The organism is Arthrobacter sp. DMZ02-1R, assembly GCF_057747935.1.
Window position 1 is genome coordinate 4,129,203 of record NZ_CM173230.1, and the last position, 19,675, is coordinate 4,148,877.

The following is a 19,675-nucleotide window of genomic DNA, read 5'->3' on the forward strand; positions in this document are numbered from 1 at the left end:
CACCCCGACGGCGAGCTACGGGGACGGCGAATGGTCACTACGGGTTCCGACCACGCCGCCCGGTAGTTCGCCGTCGGCGTTTTCCAGGAGGGCAGTCAGGCGCTCGACCTGCTTGGCCAGCCGGCGAATCTCCTGCTTCATTGGCTCCTCAGCCACCGTCGCGGCGGCGGCCGCTCCGGACGAAACCTGTTCGACGAGCCAGGACGCAACGGACGCAGTGACGACGCCGAGGACAGCGATCCCGCAGACCATCAGACCTCCGGCAACACAACGGCCCACAATCGTCACCGGATAGTGGTCCCCATAGCCCACGGTGGTGATGGTGACCATCGCCCACCAGATTGCATCGCCAAAGTTGGTGATGTTGGCGCCCGCTGCGTTCTCTTCCGCGTCAAGCACGGCCAGCGCACCGCAGTACGTCAGGAGGGCGGCGGACCCGAGAACGAATGTGAGAATGCGGCCACGCATAGCGTTCCCGGCGGTGCGATGGAGCAGCTTCAGAAGTGTTACGAGCCGCAATAGCCTCAGCGGTCGTAGAACCGGGAGTGCAAGTATCAGCAGCTCGTGGAGGTTCCGCATGAACCATTGGGCGCGACGCCGGGCTAACAGGAGACACATGGCGTAGTCCAGGGCAAACACCAGCCAGGTGACCCAGATGATGGTGTCAACGATGGAGGACTGGGACTCGCTGAGGTTGGCGATCACTTGGAACGAGTAGGCCACCAGAAACAGCACTGCTGCCGCCACCATCGGCCATTCGGAAACCTGCCGCCATCGTTCTTGGGTCATTCGTCGATACTAGCCACGGATCCTGCGACCGCCACGGCCGCCTCCCAGCAAGCGTTTACCTACCGGTAACCGGTACTGGCTAGGATCGAATCCATGATTAATATGATCCAGGCCATCGTCATGGGCCTGCTGCAGGGAATCACCGAGCTCTTCCCGATTTCCAGCCTCGGCCACAGCGTCATCTTGCCCAAACTATTCGGTTGGGGCCTGGACCAGAAGGCACCTGAATTCCTAAACTTCCTCATTGCCACGCACCTGGCTACAGCAATTGTGCTGTTCTTCTTCTTCCTCCGGGACTGGATTGAAATCGCCAAGGGACTTGGCCGTTCTATCCGGGACAGGAAGATTGCGCCGTCGGATACCTACGCGAAGCTCGGCTGGCTCCTTGTTGTTGGAACCGTGCCGGCCGGAATCATCGGCCTGGTTTTGGAAAAGCCTATCCGGAACCTCTTTGGTTCCCCCCTGATCGCGGCGGCATTCTTGGTGGTCAACGGGCTTGTCCTCTTTGCGGCGGAACGTCTGCGGACCCGGGACAGCCGCCGCGCTGCAGCGCAACCGGCAACTGCACCCGCTTCCGACGCCGAAATCGCCACCCTGTCATGGAAACGCGCCCTGGGAATCGGCTCCGCGCAAGCAGCTGCCCTGATCCCGGGCATCTCCCGTTCCGGCGCCTCGATGGCCGGCGGTTTGCTGTCCGGATTGAACAACGAAAACGCCGCGAGGTTCAGCTTCCTGCTCGCAACGCCGATCATTGGCGCGGCTGCCGTGCTCAAGCTTCCTGAACTCTTCACGCCGGCCATGGCCGACGAGCGCGGCGTGTTCCTGGTGGGGGCGCTTTGCGCGGGTGTCGCCGCATGGTTCGCCACCAAGTTCCTGCTTCGTTTCTTTGAGACTCGAACCCTCACGCCGTTTGCCATTTACTCGGTGGTCGGCGGAGCGATCTACTTCATCTTGATGCTCGTCATGGGATAGGACCCACCAAAGGCATTGAAACTGTCAGAGGCCCCGCATAGGGTTTTGTCTGTCTCCACCACCCACTCATGAAACCGCTGCAACTGCCGCGGCAACAACACAGGAGCAAACATGCCTACGCCTGACATCACCCCCGGCGCACCTTGCTGGATCGACCTGATGACATCGGACCCGGAGAAGGCAAAATCCTTCTACAACACGCTCTTCGGCTGGACCTACGAGACCGGGGATCAGGAAAAGTACGGCGGCTACATCACGGCCTCGAAGGACGGCAAGATGGTGGCCGGGATCATGCAGAAGCAGGAAGACATGGCACAGATGCCCGATGTCTGGTCCACCTACCTGCGCACTGACGACATCAAGGCCACCACTGAAGCGGCTGTCGCCAACGGCGGCCAGGTCTACATGGAACCCATGGAAGTCCCGGACCAGGGAACCATGGCAATGTACGCGGATTCCTCCGGAGCAGCCATCGGCGCCTGGCAGTTCGGCGAGATGAAGGGTTATCAGCTCGCTGCCGAAACGGGAGCACCCGCTTGGCACGAGCTTTTCGCCAAGGAATACGACTCTGCTGTTTCCTTCTACCAGAACGTCTTCGGCTGGGAAATCACCGTCGTGGGCGACACCCCGGAGTTCCGCTACACCACGCTCGGCGCGGGCGACGACTCCAAGGCAGGCATCATGGATGCCTCCGGTTTCTTGCCTGCCGAGGTGCCATCCTATTGGGGCGTCTATTTCGCTGTGGACAAGGTCGATACCACCATCGAGCAGGCCGTCTCCCTGGGCGCTACCGTTGTCCAGGCGGCTGAGGACACTCCCTACGGCCGCATGGCCACCCTGACCGATCCGACGGGTGCGATCTTCAAACTCATCGAAAACCAGGCCCCATAAACCCTCACCATCACCATCACCATCACCATCACCATCACCATCACCATCACCATCACCATCACCATCACCATCACCATCACGGATGAGCATGCTCTCCCCCGGCCTTGGCGAATGGACATATTGGGATTATGTCCATTCGCAGGATCGGGCGGGGAGCATGCTCATTTTTCTTGGTGGAACATGCTCATTTTTGCAGGGGTAGGCCGAGCATGTCCCTGGCGATTTCGTCCGCGTCGCGGAGGGTCCGCTGGCCGCTGCGATACGCGGGACCATCGGAAGGCCGGGCTTCGGCGGCGATGGCCGTCCCCCATTGGGCGGAGGAAAGCTGCAGGCCCAGGGCGTATATCCCGGGAGTCAAGGAACCATTCGCGCCAACCAGACGGTAGGGGTGCGCCTGGACATCCAACCCGGAGGTCTGCACAGGGATTCCTTCGGCCGACATCATGACCTTGGGCCGTACCAATCCATCGGCGAGCAACTGCCGCAGCAACGGAGAAACACTCGAGCCCACCTTGTTCGCCGGGGACATGGCCTCAATCAGCGTCTTGGCTTCCGCGGCGTCGTCGTGCACCCAGGCTGATACCGCCCGGAAGACGCCCCTGCCACGGTCAACGTTGAATCGCGGATCCGGCCCGACGAAACTCACGACGCCGGCACGCGCCAAAGCGGCCAACTGTTCGGCGCGCAGGGCGGGCGGACCGCTCGCAAGCCCCTCGACGAAGGACTCGAACCAGCCCCGAAGTTCACCCACCCACGATTCGTTGGTGATGCCGCCGTCGGCCACGGCACTCTTCAGGATGGCCCTTCCCGTGTGCAAGGCACCGATGGCCATCTTCACCGGATCCGCCTCTCCGAGCGCGGAACGGCGGGCGTCGTCGTCCAGATAGTCCACGACGGCGGCGTCGAGTTCCTTCCTGGACGCGAAGGAACGCGCGGCCAACGGCGCCGCGAGGCCAAGAAGGTCAAGGCGGCGCGACGCTGCAACGTGGGTAGCAACTAGCTCTGCAACCTGGTTTTCCCACCGCCCGGTGGCATGCGAATGCGGCTGCAACAAGTCCTCGAGGGCAGCCAGGAATTCCGTCGCTTCGGGAACGGCCACGGGTTCCGTGACAACCAAGGTGGAGTAATAGGCCCACAAGGCGTCGCGATGCAGGAGGGGCCAGAGATCGTGGTCGAAGCCAGGTTGGATTCCCGCCGCGGCGAATCGCTCTATCGCCCCTTCCGTCAAGTACCGCAAGCGCACCGACTTCGGGTAGTAGCCGTCCAAGCCTGCCTTGGCCCGGTACGGAGTGCCACGCCTGGATGCCGCGATGATCTTCGGTTCCCGGCCCGAGGGCAAGTACTTGAGCTTCCCGGGGAGACCGTCGCCAAGCGCCACGAACTGTCCGCCGCGGCCTTCCGTCAACTGGCCCATGACGTCAAAGAAGTTCAGTCCCATGCCCCGTACCAGGACCGTCTCATTGTCCGGAACCAAAGCCCAGTCGACGTCTGCAGGAGCGGCAGGCGGGAAGTACAGCAGCCCGAGCTCTGCCGCAGCCTCGCTGAACGAGCGCTGCTCCGGGTTGAGCCTGGACTCAAGGTGACCCAGCGAAAGGACGAGGGAATCAACGGTGAGCCTGCCGCCGTCGTCGACTTCGACGTCGAACCCTCCACCCGCGGGGCCGCCCGGCAAACCGTCCGCCGCGCCGCCCGGCAGGGGACGCGCCGCCACAGCATGGCACTTGTGGAACGCGATCTCGACGCCGGCAGGGACGCGTTCCAACAATTCCTCCAACGTTGAGCGCAAATACCGTCCGTAGAGGGCACGGCTTGGAAAGTCGTGGGAGGCGAGGATAGCAAGTTCGGCCCGCTCCTCGGGGCTTAGGCCGTTGCCGCCGGACGCACGCTTTTCCGCGCGCCATTGCTCAAAAGACCCCCCGGCCAAGGGCGGCGCGAGCTGCTCGTCCTCAGGAATCAGGGTGGGGTAGAACGACTGCGTGTTCATGAGGTAAAGGCGGGACTGTTCGGGCTGCCAGACGTGTCCGGGACCGGCCGGATAGGGGTCTACGACGTCGATATGCAGGGAACGGGCTTCCGTTTCCGTCGCGGCCCAATTGGCAAGCAATCGCTCAAGCACACTGGTGCCCCGAGGACCTGCCCCGATCAGCCCCACCCGAATGTTCTGCGATTTACCCACGCCCAAGCCTAACTTCTTGTGACTTGCTTCCTCCTCAGACAGTCGCCCTAGGATGAGGGATGACCACCACAGCAGCTGATCAAGCGCCCGCGCCCGACAACGAAACTGCCCAGGGAAGCGCAACCGCCTCCGAACCTGTCGACGAGAATATCTGGCTCGAAGACGTTCATGGCGAACAACAGCTGGCCTGGGTGCGGGAACAAAATGCCCGCACCGAAGACTTGCTAGACGACGCCGAGTACGCCGCCTTGGAAGCCGGAATCCTGGAAGTCCTGGACTCCACGGACAAGATCGCCATGGTCAACAAGCGCGGCGGGCACTACTACAACTTCTGGAAGGACCAGCAGAACCCGAAGGGTCTCTGGCGACGGACCACATGGGAGAGCTACCTCAGCGACTCTCCGGAATGGGACGTGCTTCTGGACATCGATGCACTGGCCGAGGCTGAGGGCGAAGAATGGGTGTTCCACGGCGCCAACTTCCTGCGACCGGCCGAAGGCGAACCGCATCGCCTCGCCATCATCGCCCTCTCCCCCGACGGCGGTGACGCCAACCGCCACCGCGAGTTCGACGTCGAGACCCGCACGTTCGTGGACCCTGCCGCAGGCGGCTTCGACCTTCCGACCGCGAAGGGCAACGTGAGCTGGCTTGACGGCGACACGCTGCTGGTATCCACAACCGCGGATGGCCTGCCGAAAACCAGCTCCTCCTACGCGCGGACCGGCGTGAAGCTCCGGCGCGGCCAAACCCTGACTGAAGCCGAGCGGATCTTCGAGATCCCCGAAGACCACATGATGGCGCTCATCGCCCACGACTCCACCCCGGGTTTCGAACGCACCTTCGCGGTGGACTGGATCGACTTCTTCAACCGAACCACCTCCGTGCTGCGTGACGACGCGTGGCTTGCCATCGACGTACCAACGGACGTGAATCTCAGTTCCCACCGCGAATGGGTCATGTTCCGTCCGCGGCAGGACTGGAACGTTGGCGGTGCAACGTACCCGGCGGGTTCGCTGCTTGCTGCCGACTTCGAGGGCTATCTGTCCGGTGCCCGCGACTTCACAGTGCTCTTCACCCCGGACGAGCACACTTCCCTGCAGTCCTGGAGTTGGACGCGGGACTACCTGCTCCTGAACCTGTTGCACGATGTCTCTTCCGAGATCAGGGTGCTCGCTCCAGCCCGAAAGGACTCCGCCGGCGAGTGGGCGGTGACCCTGCTCGATGCGTGCCCGCCGCTGCACGATGTGAATGCCTACGCGGTGGACGACGAAGACGAAGCAGAGGGCGACGACGCCGGCAACGACTATTGGCTCGTGGCGACGGGCTTCACCACTCCCACCACGCTCATGCGCGGCACACTGTCCCCCGGCATCGCCACCTACAGCCTCGACGCTGGCCACGACGGCGGGGTGTCCAGCACGCACGCCGTGGTGAAGTCATCGCCGTCGTTCTTCAACGAGACGGACTACGAGGTCCAACAACACTTCGCCACTTCGGCAGACGGCACGCGGGTGCCCTACTTCCAAGTGGCGCCCAAAGATCTGGACCTCGACGGCGAAAACCCCACGCAGCTTTCGGGCGACGGCGGCTTCGAGATCTCCAGAACGCCGGCCTACAGCGGCGCCATTGGCCGCGCGTGGCTGGAACGCCGAAGTGAAAGCATCCAATCCGACGATGGCTCCTCGGCACATTCCCGCGGCGGCGTCTACGTCGTGGCGAACATCCGCGGCGGCGGCGAGTATGGCCCAGCCTGGCACCGTGCCGCCTTGCAGGAAAAGCGGCACCGCGCGTTCGAGGACTTCGCCGCGGTTGCGCGGGACCTCATCTCACGCGGCGTCACCAGTCCGCGGCGGCTCGGCTGCGTGGGCGGATCCAACGGCGGGCTGCTGGTGGGCAACATGCTGACCCAGTATCCGGAGCTGTTCGGAGCCGTCTCCTGCGGTGTCCCATTGCTGGACATGCGCCGCTACACCAAGCTCTCTGCCGGCTACTCCTGGATTGCCGAGTACGGCGATCCCGACGTCCCGGAGCAATGGGAATTCATCCGAACCTTCTCTCCGTATCACCTGTTGCGCGACGGCGTGGACTATCCGGAGACGTTCATCTGGACAGCCACCTCCGACGACCGTGTGGGCCCGGTCCAAGCCCGGAAGATGGCCGCCCGAATGCAGGCTATGGGCATCCCCAATGTGTGGTTCCACGAAGCACTTGAAGGCGGCCACGCAGGCGCTTCGGACAACCGCCAAGCGGCCTCCCTCCAAGCCCGCAGCCAGCACTTCCTCTGGCGGGCACTTGCCGGCAAGCAGGGCGCGGGGCAGTGACGGTCGCCTAAGATCCACGCCCGCGGCTCCTCGGCTCGCCCGTTTTGCACTGGGTGCCCAGTTCTGCGTATCCTTGGTTGGCTAGCAATAGCAACTGGAGACGTGCCAGAGCGGCCGAATGGGCTTCACTGCTAATGAAGTGTGGGGCACAACTCCACCGGGGGTTCAAATCCCCCCGTCTCCGCGTTTTGGCCCCGGTCCTTGGACCGGGGCCTTTTTGCGTTCCGCGCGCTCCTAGCTTCGGCGCTTCTCGGCTTTGCTCACTCCACTACGGCTGACTTCGGCTCCGGCGTGCCTGTGCAGCGTGAGGCTGTCCGCGGTGCTCAAGAGCATTGCGGTGGCCATGGCGAGGAAGGCGCCACGGTACGCCGAGGAAGGGCCCCCGCCGAAGAGCGAAACATGATCGAAAAGGCGCAGGAAGAGCGCGCCTACCGCAATGCCGGCACCCGCGGCCAGTTGCACAAGCGTGGCTGAAACCGCGTTGGCCGAGGGAAGCTCCCCCGGAACGATGTCTGCATACTGCACGGATGCGTAGGCCGAGAACCCGATCGAACGGAAGGCGCCGCTCGCCAGCAGCAAGGCGGAGATCAAGGGTTCGGGGGTTTCGGGGGTGAGCATGGCACACGCGGCAAAAGTGACCGCCGAGGCGAGGGACCCGAAAACCAGCACCGGTTTGAAGCCGAACCGCCGGATGATGGGCGTCGTGGCGGGCTTGATGCCGATATTGCCAATGAAGACGGCAGCCACCATGGCCCCGGATTTGAGCGGATCCCAGCCAAAACCGTCTTGGAACAACAGCGGCAGAAGAAAAGGCACCGAGCTGATGGTTAGCCGATAAACGAACCCTCCGGTGGAGGTGGCCCGGAACGTGCGGGTAGCGAAGACACGGAGGTCGAAGAGAGGAGTCTTGGCGTTGAGCATCCACCAGCCTGCCCCGGCCAAAGCCAAAGCTCCGGCCAACAGTAAGACCGCGGGGACCACGCCCGCGCCATGACCGCCAACCCCTTCAAGACCCACCACAAGGGATCCGACGCCGAAGGTGGTAAGCGTGAGCCCCAGCCAGTCGAGCCGCCTGCCCGCGTTGCCTCCAGTGCGCGGAACCAGCCTCAAAGCTGCAATGAACGCAGCAAGCCCCAGCGGAACGTTGATGAGGAAGATCCAGTGCCACGAAAGGTACGTGGTGAAGGCTCCACCCACGAGGGGTGCCAGAACGGGAGCCAGCAAGCCGGGCCAGACCAGGAACGCGGTGGCCCGGAGGAGCTCCGACTTAGGCGTACCCCGCAGCACCACAAGGGTTCCTACAGGCACCATCATTGCCCCTCCGGCCCCCTGTGCCACGCGGCTGAGGGTCAGCAAAGTGAGGTCTTGGCTCAGCGCGCACAACAGCGACGCGACAGTGAACACGGCGATCGCCAGACAGAAGATTCGGCGTGCCCCGAAGCGTTCTGCGAGCCAACTGCTCAACGGAATTCCCATGGCCACGGTCACCAAGTACGCAGTCATCGTGACGTTGACATCGGCCGAAGCCACTTTGAAATCAGCGGCGATGCTCGGCATGGCTGTGGTGAGGACTGTGCCGTCCAGGAACTCCATGAAGAAGGTGGCGGCAACCAGCAGCGCGAGCCGCGGCTGCCATTGGGACCCGGGCTGGACGTCCGGCGCCGCGCCGCTCAAGCTGCTTGACCGAGAACGAGAGGCAACACCGATCCCGCCCCGGCATGCCTGAGGACGCGCCCCGCAACAGTCATGGTCCAGCGGCTATCCGCAAGATCGTCGACCAAGAGGATGCCTTGCCCGCCTAGCGCCGCGAGGTTCTGTCCGAGTTCCGGACCCACAACGAGTCGGTCCCACACGCCGGCCAGCCGGTAGGCACTGTTGCCACCCCTCCCGCCAGTAGGTCCACCGTGCTGGAGCTGGAGGGAACCCAGATACGGCATCTGGCCGATCCCGGCTATACCGCGTGCCAGGGATTCGACAAGCGCAGGCTTGTTCCTGGACGGGATGCTCACCACCGCTGCGGGCCGTCCTTGGCCGCTCCATCCCGCAGATCGGCCGTCTCCTGCGGCCCATTCCCGCAGCACCTGCACGCAAGCCTGCAGCATGGCAGGCTCGACATCGCGGTCAGCTGCTCCGGAGGCAAAGAGTTCACGGAGGGCGCCTCCCCATCCGAGGTCGGTCAGTCGCGCCAGAACGCGGCCCTCGGCCAGCAGCTCGTCGGGCTTGATCTTGCCCTTCACGGCAACGCCCAGCCGGTCCATGCCACTGGGCCATTGAAGCCGTGGTTCCAAGGCAAGACCTGCGCGCCTGAGGGTTTGCCCCGCGACGTCGGCGGCTGCTGCTGCCACGTCCGCTGGGAACCACGTGCCAGCGCAATTGTCGCAGCGACCGCATGCACGTGCGGACTCGTCGTCCAGGACAGCGGTGATGTACTCCATGCGGCATCCAGCCGTGTCTTGGTAGATCACCATTGAATCCTGCTCGTCCACCCGGGCCTCGGCGATACGGGCGTAACGCTCGGCGTCGTAGATCCACGGGCGTCCCGTAGACCTCCAGCCGCCACCCACCCGCTCCACTGCACCGTCAACCGCGAGGACCTTCAACAGGAGCTCCAAGGGCGTCCGGCGCAAGTCCACCCTTGCTTCGAGAGCCACCGTGGATAGGGCCGTGCCGGACTCGGCCAAGACGTTGAGGACGGCGGCAGCCTTTTCCTCTGACGGCATGGAAGCCGTGGCAAAGTACTGCCAGATCTCCCGGTCCTCGGATCCGGGCAGGAGGAGCACATCGGCATTGGCGGCTCCACGACCTGCGCGGCCCACTTGCTGGTAATAGGCAACCGGTGATGACGGGGCACCAAGGTGGATGACGAAACCGAGGTCCGGTTTGTCGAATCCCATGCCAAGCGCCGAGGTAGCCACGAGTGCCTTCACCTGGTTGTCCTTGAGGAGTTGTTCAGCCCGTTCACGATCGGCGGGGTCCGTGCGGCCGGTGTAGGACAGGACGTTGTGGCCGGCCTCGGAGAGCAGCCGGGCGGTGTCCTCCGCGGCGGAAACGGTCAGGGTGTAGATGATTCCGCTGCCTGGCATGTCGGCCAGATGGGTCAGCAACCAGCCGAGGCGATCCGTTGAGTCTGCGAGCTTCAGCACGCCCAGACGCAGGGACTCCCGGCCAAGTGTTCCGCGGATGGTGAGCACACCCGCTCCAAGTTGCTCCTCGATGTCATGGACCACCCGGGAGTTGGCCGTGGCCGTGGTTGCCAGCACTGGGACGCTTCCTGGCAGTTGATCGATGAGATCGGAGATACGCCGATAATCGGGACGGAAATCGTGGCCCCAGTCCGAAATACAGTGTGCCTCGTCAATCACGAGGAGGCCGGTACGGCGGATGAGCTCGGGAAGTTGGTTCTCGCGGAACGCTGGATTGGTGAGCCGCTCCGGTGAAACCAAGAGAACATCGACCTCATCCGCCGCCAGTTGCTGACGAACGTTGTCCCACTCGAGCTGATTGGCGGAATTGATCGCCACTGCGCGAACGCCGGCACGTGCGGCTGCCGCCACCTGGTCCCGCATGAGCGCAAGCAGCGGCGAAACGATGAGCGTAGGCCCGGCACCCCGACGCCTCAGCAACAAGGACGAGACGAAGTACACGGCCGACTTGCCCCAGCCAGTCCGTTGCACCACCAAGGCGCGCCGTCCAGCGTCGACGAGGGCCTCGATCGCCTCGTACTGGCCGTCGTGGAATCGGGCGTCCGCGTTTCCCACAAGCTCCCTCAGTACCTCAAGGGCCTGCAGTCGGGTGGTGGACGGTTCCGCTGCGAGGAGGGCAGCTTCCGGGTTGTTGGGCATGGCTTCAGTATTCCAGCACGGGCAGACAGCCAGAACCCAGGACTTCATCTATGTGGGCAAAGGTTTTCCACATAGCCGGGTGCTGGCGTAGTTCCGACGGCGGTCCGCAGTAAGATTGAGCGCGTGACTAGCGAGCAGAACAAGACATTCGACCTCTCGGCTTCCTTCAAGGCTTATGACGTCCGGGGGATCGTCGGGGAATCCATCACGTCCCACATCGTGGAGTCTGTCGGCGCTGCGTTCGTCGACACTCTCGGCATCGCCGGCGAGATGGTGCTGGTGGGCGGCGACATGCGCCCGTCCTCCCCGGAATTCATCAAGGCGTTTGCGGACGGGGCTGCTCGCCGCGGTGCCAACGTCCAGCTGCTGGACCTCATTTCCACCGACGAGCTTTATTACGCTTGCGGTGCCCTCAATGCTGCCGGCGCTACGTTCACCGCAAGCCACAACCCGGCTGAATACAACGGCATCAAAATGTCCAAGGCCGGAGCACAACCGATCTCCTCGGAATCGGGCCTCAAGGAAATCCAGGCTCTGGCCGAGAAATACCTCAACGAAGGCAACATCCCGGCCGCGGATGTGCAAGGCAAGATCGGCGCCCGTGATGTCCTGAAGGACTACTCCGAGTACTTGCGCAGCCTGGTTGACCTCAAAGGCTCCCGTCCGTTGAAGATCGTCGTCGACGCCGGAAACGGGATGGCTGGACTGACCACTCCTGCCGTGCTCGGTAACCAGCTGCTTCCTGCCCTGCCGTTCGAGATCGTCCCCCTGTACTTTGAGCTGGATGGCTCCTTCCCGAACCACCCGGCCAATCCGCTTGAGCCCGAAAACCTGCGCGATCTGCAAGCCGCAGTGATCGAACACGGCGCGGACATCGGCCTGGCTTTCGACGGCGACGCCGACCGTTGCTTCGTGATCGACGAGAAGGGCGAACCTGTGTCCCCCTCCGCCATCACTGGAATGGTTGCGCGCCGCGAAATCGCGCGTGCCCAAGCCGCGGGTGAAAAGACGCCGGTGATCATCCACAACTTGCTGACCTCGCGGGCTGTCCCGGAACTCGTGGCCACCGATGGCGGCCGCGCCGTCCGTACCCGCGTGGGACACTCGTTCATCAAAGCCGTCATGGCTGAGGAAGGTGCCGTCTTTGGCGGCGAACATTCTGCGCATTTCTACTTCCGCGATTTTTGGAACGCAGATACCGGCATGCTCGCAGCCATGCACGTATTGGCGGCATTGGGTGAGCAGAACGGCCCGCTGTCCGAACTTGGCCGTCAGTACGAGCCGTACGCCTCTTCCGGCGAAATCAATTCCGAAATCGAAGACAAGGCGGGAGCCATTGAGCGCGTCCGCGCCGATTTTGAGAACGAAGACGCCGACGTCGACACCATGGACGGCAGCACCTTCACCGCGAAGGACGGCACCTGGTGGTTCAACCTTCGCCCGTCCAACACTGAGCCGTTCCTGCGACTGAACGCAGAGGCGAAGGACGTGGGCACCATGGAAAAGATCCGCGACCGCGTCCTTGCGCTGGTCCGCTCTTAACCGGCCATCCCGACGAGCAATATGGAGAGCATGAACTCCCAGATCGACGGCCTTGAAAGTCCCGAGGAACGCGAACTCCGCGAGGTCCGCGAAACCCTTGGAACCGCCCTGGCAACAGCGCAGGAACACCTGGAACAAAACGGGGGTTTCATGCCTTTCGCAGTCACCCTTGCAGACGACGAGTTCAGACTCGTCTTTGTTACACCCGGAGAGCCGGACGACGAAGGAAACGTCGACACAGGGTCGATGCTGGCCGACATCCTCGAATTGCTCCGCCAAGGCCGTGACGGATACCGCGCGGTTGCCATGGCCAGCGATGTGATCCTTCCGGAACACGGCTCAGACGGGATCCACGCCGCGGCTGAACATCGCAACGGCGGGCTTATGGCAGCCGTCCTCCCATATGTCCAGACTGCGGAAGGCTTCACGTTCGGCGCTGCCGAAGCGGATGGACACGAACGCGCCGTCTGGGTGGACTAGACCTGACTCCGTAAGCTTGTTGGCATGAAGATCAATGCCTTCGCGGATGTGAGCCTGCGCGCGCTTCTAGTTCTGTCGGCCGCGCCCGTGGGTGAACTCCTGACGACCCAAAACATCGCAGACGCCGTGGGGACTCCTTACCACCACGTCAGCAAGGCCATCGTTCGGTTGCGGGAACTGGGCATGATCGACGTCGAGCGTGGCCGCAACGGCGGGTCCCGGCTCAGCGCAGCCGGACAGAAAGCCACAGTTGGCCAGCTCCTGCGGGAGCTGAATACCAGGGCGGATCCTGCGGAGTGCCAATCCACCAAAGGCGACTGCCCGCTCATCACCGAATGCGGCTTGCGTCATGCGCTGGCCCGTGCGCGGGAAGCCTTCTACCGGGAGCTGGATGACGTCGTCGTCTCTTCCCTGCCTCGCCTAAGGCAAATGACGCCGGTATTCCAGGCGATCGGGTTGCGCCCCGGGCTGTAAGCCCAGGCCGTAGCGCCCACACTGTTGCGCACGCCGGAGGTCTCCGGGTCTGTCGATTAGCTAAATTCTTCTACAGAGTGTAGAACTTAGTTATAGATACTTGCATTTTAAATACGAGTATTGATCCCGGTCCTCACGCAACCCACGGGCCACTACGACAGGAGTTCCCATGCTCTCGGACAAGTCCTTCCCCGTCATCGAAGCCACGTTGCCGCTCGTCGGCTCCCGGATTGGCGACATCACCCCCAAGTTCTACGCCCGCCTCTTCGCTGCGCACCCCGAACTGCTCGATGGGCTATTCAGCCGTTCGAACCAGCGTTCCGGCAGCCAGCAGCAGGCCCTGGCCGGAAGCATCGCCGCCTTCGCAAGCCACTTGGTCAGCAACCCGGGAACCCTGCCGGAGACGGTACTGTCCCGCATCGCGCACCGCCACGCCTCGCTCGGGATCACCGAGCCGCAGTACCAAGTGGTCTACGAGCACCTCTTCGCCGCCATCGCCGAGGACCTCGCCGAAGTCATCACCCCTGAAATCGCCGAAGCCTGGACAGAGGTCTACTGGCTCATGGCGGACGCCCTGATCAAGATCGAAAAAGGACTCTACGCAGCGCAGGCCAATGGAAAGATGTGGAGCCCTTGGAAGGTCGCGTCCAAGACTCCCGCCGGGACCGGATCCATGACCTTCACCCTTGAGCCGGCCGACGATACCCCCATCACCGAAGCGCTGCCCGGCCAGTACGTCAGCGTTAAGGTCACGCTCCCGGACGGTCTGCGCCAGGTCCGTCAGTACTCTCTTTCCGGCGACGCCGGCACCAGCCGAAGCTTCACTACCAAGATCGACGACGGCGGCGAAGTCTCGCCTGTGCTGCACCACACCGTAGAGGTTGGCGACGTTCTGGAGATCTCCAACCCCTATGGCGAGATCACGCTGAAGGACGGCAACGGCCCAGTGGTCCTCGCCTCCGCCGGCATCGGCTGCACACCCACGGCATCCATCCTGCGCTCGCTCGCAGCCTCCGGCTCGGACCGCCAGGTCCTGGTCCTGCACGCGGAGAGCAATCTGGACAGTTGGGCGTTGCGCGGGCAGATGACGGACGACGTCGAGCGCCTGGATGGAGCCGAACTCCAGCTCTGGTTGGAGGAACCGCAGCCCGGGTCCAATGCCGGCTTTATGTCACTGCGCGAAGTGGACCTGCCGGCCGACGCCTCGCTGTACCTGTGCGGGCCGCTGCCGTTCATGAAGCACATCCGCAATGAAGCCATCAATGCCGGAATCCCCGCCACGAAGATTCACTACGAGGTCTTCGGACCGGACATCTGGCTGGCGAACTAGCCCGCCTAACCGCCGCAGTCAGCCCGCCGTCGTCTCCGGCGGGCTGACAACCAAGCCTGGCGGCCTGACCACCAGCAGCGGCAGCATCACCTCGTCCACCACCTTCACCAGGAAATCGTCATCGATCGGTGCGCCCGAGAAGATGAATCGCTGCCGCAGCAAGGCGGGGCCGGCCTCGATTCTTGTCTCCGTGGCCACGTTGGCATCGCATTCGCCGCGCGCCACAGCCTGCTCAATGATGGCGCGCATGATCTTTCCTACGTTGCCGCGCGTGTACTCGTGGACTTCAGCGGCCACCGCTGGGTTCTGGAGCGCCTCCCCCAATAGCCCCCGCATGGCTTGCCCCACTTCTGCGTCGAGCTGTTTCGCTACAAGCCGCAGGATCGCCAGGGCATCCTCGCGCAGGCTACCTGTATCCGGTGCGGACGATGGACTTGGCATGGCATCGTAGGCCGCCTCGAGCACCAACGCCGCGCGGCCGGGCCACCGCCGATAGAGCGAGGCTTTGCTCGCCCGGGCGCGCTCGGCGACGCTGTCCATGGTCAGGGCGGCGTACCCGAATTCGGCGATCTCCGCCCGGACAGCTTCGAAAATTGCACTGTTCAGGGCAGCCCCGCGCCGGCGCGGCAGTTTGCGGTGGTCCTGCCGTTCCGGCGAAAAGTCCTGCTGCTCCGCCACGTCAAGCACTCGCAGACGAAGCGGCCGGCAGGACCACTCCCAGATTCCCGTCCACGAGCACCCACTGCCCGTCGGCCAAAATGCTGGTTCCCGAACCTGTGCCCATGACTGCCGGAATTCCGTATTCCCTGGCCACGATCGCCGCATGGGAGCCGAGTCCGCCAGCATCCACCACAACCGCGGCGGCCCGTTGGAACAACGGCGTCCACGCAGGGTTGGTGTACGGGCAGACCAGGATTTCGCCGCTGCGGAGCTGACCGAACTCGGCCGGCCCACGGATAACGCGGACAATCCCGCTTGCTTGGCCGCGGCTGGCCGGAGTACCGGAGACAAGGGCCCCTGACACGCGGCGGCCTCGAACACGGTGATCTCGGCCAAAGAGCAAAGCCGGATCAAGCAGCGGAATACCCTCCAACTCGCGCCGTTTCGCCGCTCGCGCCAGCACCAGCGGCCGGTAACGATCCGGTAGGGAAGGTGGCAGCGCACCGCCGTCGTCCGCATCCGTGATGGATTCCAATTCCTCGAACCGCAGGTGATAGACGCCGTCGGGTTCGTCGATCACGCCAGCCAACACCAACCGGCGGCCGAGCTCCCGGTAGGCGCGGCGGATCGGCGGAATGGCCTTGGTGGCGTAGAAGTGGCTGTCCTCGCGGAACGCCATTCCGGCTCGGGCGGACTCGACGGCGGCGAGCACTCTCCGCCGCACCGGTTCGTAACGGAGAGCCGGGTGACGCTTCAATTCCGCAAGCGCCGTCCCGGTCTGGTCGGCAGTTTGGTGCCGCTCTCCGCACATGGCTTTCACCAGCCCAAGCACCACTTCAGGGGCATCGGACCAGGTGGGTGAACTGCTCAGGACAACGCTGGTGGTTTCCCGGTGGCCGTATTCGAGCTGAAACGCCTCGAATGCCTCCCTGAAAGCCCGGTGCTCGGGATCCTTTTCCACCAGGTCCACCAGCTGGCGGGGGTCTGCCTCGAGAAAGGCGCGTGACAAGCCGGGGTCCTCTGCCGCTAGGGAAGCGAGCCGTTCAAGTGCCCGATTCGCCTGGCTCGTCCGGGTTTCCGCACCCGCGATCAGCGCAGGCGCAAGCCTTGTCTTGCCGAGGAACAGGAGCATGAAGCGCATCTTCAGCACCGGCACCAGAATGCCGGGCAGGTAGGAGACCCTCAAGTCCGTGATACCCCGCATCGTCGCGAAGCATTCCTCCACGAATGCAATGACCGCACCCCATCGCAGCAGACCGAGATCCTTGCCGTTGAGCCGTTCGACATTGCCAAGGAAGAGGGCGAAGCGCGGATCTTGGGTCCACGCTTCGGGCTTGAATTGCCTTGACCGGCGCAGCAAAGACACCGGCGCGGCGAGCGTCCGGATAGTCGGGTGCGGCACCGGCGGGATGAGCTGCACCACCACGCCGTCGTCTTCGGGCAACAACTCCTCAATCTTCGGAAAAACGACGCCCACGCTGGCGGCCATCCCCTGCAACATGGCCAGGATTCCCCGGCTCATCCACCCGGAGACGTCCAACGGATACGGCCGTTCCTGGAACATCTCGATGAAGAACGGCCCCACCCGCCTTTGGACCGCGTTGAGGCTGGGCGGTTGCGGCGGGAGTGCGGTCATCGGGCGCGACTGCAGCACGTACAGCACGCCTCCGGCCACAGCCCACTCGATGTCCTGTGGCCGGCCGAAATGCTGCTGGGCTTCCTGTCCCAACCGGGCCAGCTCCGCCAATTGCCCTGCGACGAGCCCCGGCTTGGCGGCGGGCGTACCAGCCCTTTCCTGCGTACCACCGCCCACTGCCGCGCTGATCACCACCTCGCGGCCGCCCGGCGTGAAGCCAAGAACCTTTCCCCAAGGGCCTAGGACGTAGTGCTCCGGCGTCACCCGGCCCGAGACCACGGCCTCCCCCAGCCCCGGATTCGCGTCCACCACCGTTTGACCCCGCTCGCCCGTGACCGGGTTCGCAGTAAACATGACACCCGCCATGGCGGCCGGCACCATTTTTTGCACGACGACGGCGATAGCCACCCCGTGCGGGTCGATCCCCTGCCGCCGGCGGTAGGCCATGGCCCGGTCGGTCCACAACGACGCCCAACAAGCGACGACCGCCTGGACCACGTCGTCCTCGCCAAGCACGTTGAGGTAGGTATCCTGCTGGCCGGCAAACGCGGCACCCGGCAGGTCCTCTGCCGTGGCACTGGACCGGACTCCGACCGCTCCGCCGCCCAGCTTCGCGTAGGAATCGAGGATCTCCTGCCGCAGCGAACCGGGCATTTCCGCCCCGGCAAAGAGGGCCCGGATGGCGGCGCCGCCGGTTCCGTCACCGCCGTCGGGCGCTTCGCCGTCGGGCGCTCCGCCTGGCTCCCTGGACAGCAGGTTATTCAGCTCCACCCCCACTTTCGTTTCCGCCAGGAAGGACAGGTACGCGCCCGTGGTGATGACGAAGCCGGGCGGCACCGGAAACCCCTGGCGCACAAGCTCCCCCAAAGCGGCGCCCTTACCGCCCGCGGCGGCGATGTCCCTAGCGCCGAAATCGGCCAGCGTGGCTGCGGTTTGCTCAGCCATTTTGGGCTCCTGGTGCGGTGCTGTCGGCGGGCTCGGAAGCTTCCGGGATTGCGGTGTCTGCGTGCGCGGTGGTCCGCAGTTCCCGCTCGGGGAGGAAGAGTGTCAAGACGAATGCCACGGCCAACACCACCGCAGCAAAACCGAAAACCGGCGGAACCGCATGGCCGAACGCCTGGGCAACCGCGATGCGGTCCGCGGCTGGCAGCGCTTCCAAGGCCTTGGGCGTCAAGGATTTGATGCGGCCGCCCAAAGCGGCGGCCAGCGGGGCCGGGACCGCCGCGGCAAATCGCGCCGTGATCAGGGAACCCAAAACAGCCACGCCGACGGCGGCACCCACTTGGCGGAGAAAGGTCACCGTTGACGTCGCAGCGCCAAGGTCTCGGCGCGGCACGGAATTCTGCACCACAAGCACCATGACCTGCATCACGAGCCCAATTCCCAGCCCGAGAAGCAGCATCGAGAGCAGGACGAGCCACGGGCTGCTACCCGAGTCCATAGTGCTGAAAAGCCAGATTCCGGGAACCGCAAGCAGCGTCCCGGCCACCGGATACAGCTTGTAGCGCCCGGTGAGGGTGATCAGCGCGCCGGAACCCGACGTCGTGAGCAGAAAGCCAACCATCAACGCAATCAGCATTCCGCCGGACGCCGTGGCGGACATGCCCATCCCCACCTGCAAAAACGCCGGAAGGTAATTCAGCGTGGCGAACATCGCAAAGCCGACCAGGAAACTCACTGCGGTCGGTATGGCAAAGGCAGGGTCCCGGAACAGGGACAAGGGGATGATCGGATCAACCGTGCGGCGCGCCCTGAACAGCCAAACGGCCAAAGCCATGAGAGCCACCGCGCCGAGGACGGGAGCCGCCCAAACCGGCCCGGCGTAGCTGCCACCGCTGGAGAGGAAAATCACCGCGACGATGGCTAGGCCCAGTAAGGCCGCGCCTCCGTAGTCCACGCGTCGTCCGCGCGGCGTGACCGGGAGCCGCAAGGTAAACGTCACTACGGCAAGGGCGGCCAAGCCGAGCGGAACGTAGAAGTAGAAGATCCAGCGCCAGGAAAAATGGTCCACCACCGCACCGCCTGCCAAAGGTCCGGTCACCGCGGCCATGACGAAGGCTACGCCGATGATGCCCAGAAGCCTGCCTCGCTCGCGGGGACTGACAAGTTCGCCGATGACCGCCTGCGCCCCGATCATGAGCCCTCCGCCACCGATGCCCTGAATCGCGCGGAAGGCGATGAGTTGCGGCACGGACTGCGCCAGCGAGCACAGTCCCGCGCCGATGATGAAGAAAATGAGAGAGGCCTGCAGGATCCGTTTGCGCCCGAAAGCGTCGCCCAGTTTGCCCGTGAGCGGCATGGCGGCCGTGGCGGCGACAAGGTAACCGGTAATGATGGTGGACATCTGATCCAGGCCGCCCAGGTCCCCGGCGACAGTAGGCAGCGCCGAGGCCATGACAGTTTGGTCCAGGGCTCCGAGGAACATCACCAACAGGATGCCGGGCAGCGCCGTCCTGATGGCAGAGTGGACTCGCTTTGCGCGTTGCTGGGCATCGTCCATGGCCCGGTCCCGAAATTAGAGAACTGCTGGTTCTCTAAAAGCTACTCTCGCCGCTTGCGCGG

At 64.1% G+C, this 19,675-nt stretch carries 14 protein-coding genes and 1 tRNA gene; 8 read left to right on the forward strand and 7 right to left on the reverse strand.

Annotated elements, in window-relative coordinates; translation table 11 throughout:
• Positions 1–15: 15 nt before the first annotated feature.
• Positions 16–789 (reverse strand): potassium channel family protein, encoded by a 774-nt coding sequence (locus AC3ANQ_RS19640; RefSeq protein ID WP_488302579.1) that lies wholly within the window; start codon positions 787–789, stop codon positions 16–18.
• A gap of 93 nt (positions 790–882) precedes the next feature.
• Between AC3ANQ_RS19640 and AC3ANQ_RS19645 the strand changes: the two genes are divergently transcribed.
• Both AC3ANQ_RS19645 and AC3ANQ_RS19650 read left to right on the forward strand, forming a co-directional pair.
• Entirely contained in the window at positions 883–1,761 is an 879-nt protein-coding gene (locus AC3ANQ_RS19645; RefSeq protein ID WP_488302580.1) for an undecaprenyl-diphosphate phosphatase, read from the forward strand.
• A 111-nt stretch (positions 1,762–1,872) separates the two neighbouring features.
• Positions 1,873–2,652 (forward strand): VOC family protein, encoded by a 780-nt coding sequence (locus tag AC3ANQ_RS19650; protein ID WP_488302581.1) that lies wholly within the window; start codon positions 1,873–1,875, stop codon positions 2,650–2,652.
• A gap of 184 nt (positions 2,653–2,836) precedes the next feature.
• On the opposite strand, the gene AC3ANQ_RS19655 is transcribed toward AC3ANQ_RS19650, so the two are convergent.
• On the reverse strand, positions 2,837–4,828 hold the full coding sequence (locus AC3ANQ_RS19655) for an FAD/NAD(P)-binding protein (RefSeq protein WP_488302582.1): 1,992 nt from the start codon (positions 4,826–4,828) through the stop codon (positions 2,837–2,839).
• Between the two features lie 59 nt (positions 4,829–4,887).
• Here AC3ANQ_RS19655 and AC3ANQ_RS19660 point away from each other — a divergent pair, with 59 nt between their 5' ends.
• Both AC3ANQ_RS19660 and AC3ANQ_RS19665 read left to right on the forward strand, forming a co-directional pair.
• A complete protein-coding gene (locus AC3ANQ_RS19660; protein ID WP_488302583.1) occupies positions 4,888–7,149 on the forward strand; it encodes a prolyl oligopeptidase family serine peptidase in 2,262 nt (753 codons plus the stop codon).
• A gap of 96 nt (positions 7,150–7,245) precedes the next feature.
• Positions 7,246–7,333: transfer RNA gene (locus AC3ANQ_RS19665), tRNA-Ser, on the forward strand.
• Between the two features lie 50 nt (positions 7,334–7,383).
• Here the strand turns inward: AC3ANQ_RS19665 and AC3ANQ_RS19670 are convergent.
• Both AC3ANQ_RS19670 and AC3ANQ_RS19675 read right to left on the reverse strand, forming a co-directional pair.
• Positions 7,384–8,823: an MFS transporter gene (locus AC3ANQ_RS19670; protein WP_488302584.1), complete on the reverse strand. Its 1,440-nt coding sequence runs from the start codon at positions 8,821–8,823 to the stop codon at positions 7,384–7,386.
• Positions 8,820–10,991 carry a RecQ family ATP-dependent DNA helicase gene (locus AC3ANQ_RS19675; RefSeq protein ID WP_488302585.1) on the reverse strand — a complete coding sequence of 724 codons (2,172 nt, stop codon included), beginning with the start codon at positions 10,989–10,991 and terminating at the stop codon, positions 8,820–8,822. The genes AC3ANQ_RS19670 and AC3ANQ_RS19675 overlap by 4 nt, the downstream gene beginning before the upstream one ends.
• A gap of 123 nt (positions 10,992–11,114) precedes the next feature.
• Between AC3ANQ_RS19675 and AC3ANQ_RS19680 the strand changes: the two genes are divergently transcribed.
• The 4 genes from AC3ANQ_RS19680 to AC3ANQ_RS19695 all read left to right on the forward strand — a co-directional run bounded on the left by AC3ANQ_RS19680 (position 11,115) and on the right by AC3ANQ_RS19695 (position 14,817).
• Positions 11,115–12,533, forward strand: coding sequence for a phosphomannomutase/phosphoglucomutase (locus tag AC3ANQ_RS19680; protein WP_488302586.1), 1,419 nt, complete (start codon positions 11,115–11,117; stop codon positions 12,531–12,533).
• A 30-nt stretch (positions 12,534–12,563) separates the two neighbouring features.
• Entirely contained in the window at positions 12,564–13,013 is a 450-nt protein-coding gene (locus AC3ANQ_RS19685; RefSeq protein WP_488302587.1) for a hypothetical protein, read from the forward strand.
• A 24-nt stretch (positions 13,014–13,037) separates the two neighbouring features.
• Positions 13,038–13,487 carry an RrF2 family transcriptional regulator gene (locus tag AC3ANQ_RS19690; RefSeq protein ID WP_488302588.1) on the forward strand — a complete coding sequence of 150 codons (450 nt, stop codon included), beginning with the start codon at positions 13,038–13,040 and terminating at the stop codon, positions 13,485–13,487.
• A 169-nt stretch (positions 13,488–13,656) separates the two neighbouring features.
• Positions 13,657–14,817 carry a globin domain-containing protein gene (locus AC3ANQ_RS19695; protein ID WP_488302589.1) on the forward strand — a complete coding sequence of 387 codons (1,161 nt, stop codon included), beginning with the start codon at positions 13,657–13,659 and terminating at the stop codon, positions 14,815–14,817.
• Between the two features lie 18 nt (positions 14,818–14,835).
• Here AC3ANQ_RS19695 and AC3ANQ_RS19700 read toward each other — a convergent pair whose 3' ends face one another.
• Genes AC3ANQ_RS19700 through AC3ANQ_RS19710 form a run of 3 tightly spaced genes read right to left on the reverse strand, consistent with a single transcriptional unit; the run spans position 14,836 to position 19,613 of the window.
• Positions 14,836–15,495, reverse strand: coding sequence for a TetR/AcrR family transcriptional regulator (locus AC3ANQ_RS19700; protein ID WP_488302590.1), 660 nt, complete (start codon positions 15,493–15,495; stop codon positions 14,836–14,838).
• A 1-nt stretch (position 15,496) separates the two neighbouring features.
• Entirely contained in the window at positions 15,497–18,058 is a 2,562-nt protein-coding gene (locus tag AC3ANQ_RS19705; RefSeq protein ID WP_488302591.1) for a PEP/pyruvate-binding domain-containing protein, read from the reverse strand.
• The gene (locus tag AC3ANQ_RS19710; protein ID WP_488302592.1) at positions 18,051–19,613 is read right to left on the reverse strand and encodes an MFS transporter; all 1,563 of its coding nucleotides are present in this window, start codon (positions 19,611–19,613) and stop codon (positions 18,051–18,053) included. Before AC3ANQ_RS19710 ends, AC3ANQ_RS19705 begins: the two co-directional genes overlap by 8 nt.
• Between the last annotated feature and the right edge of the window lie 62 nt (positions 19,614–19,675).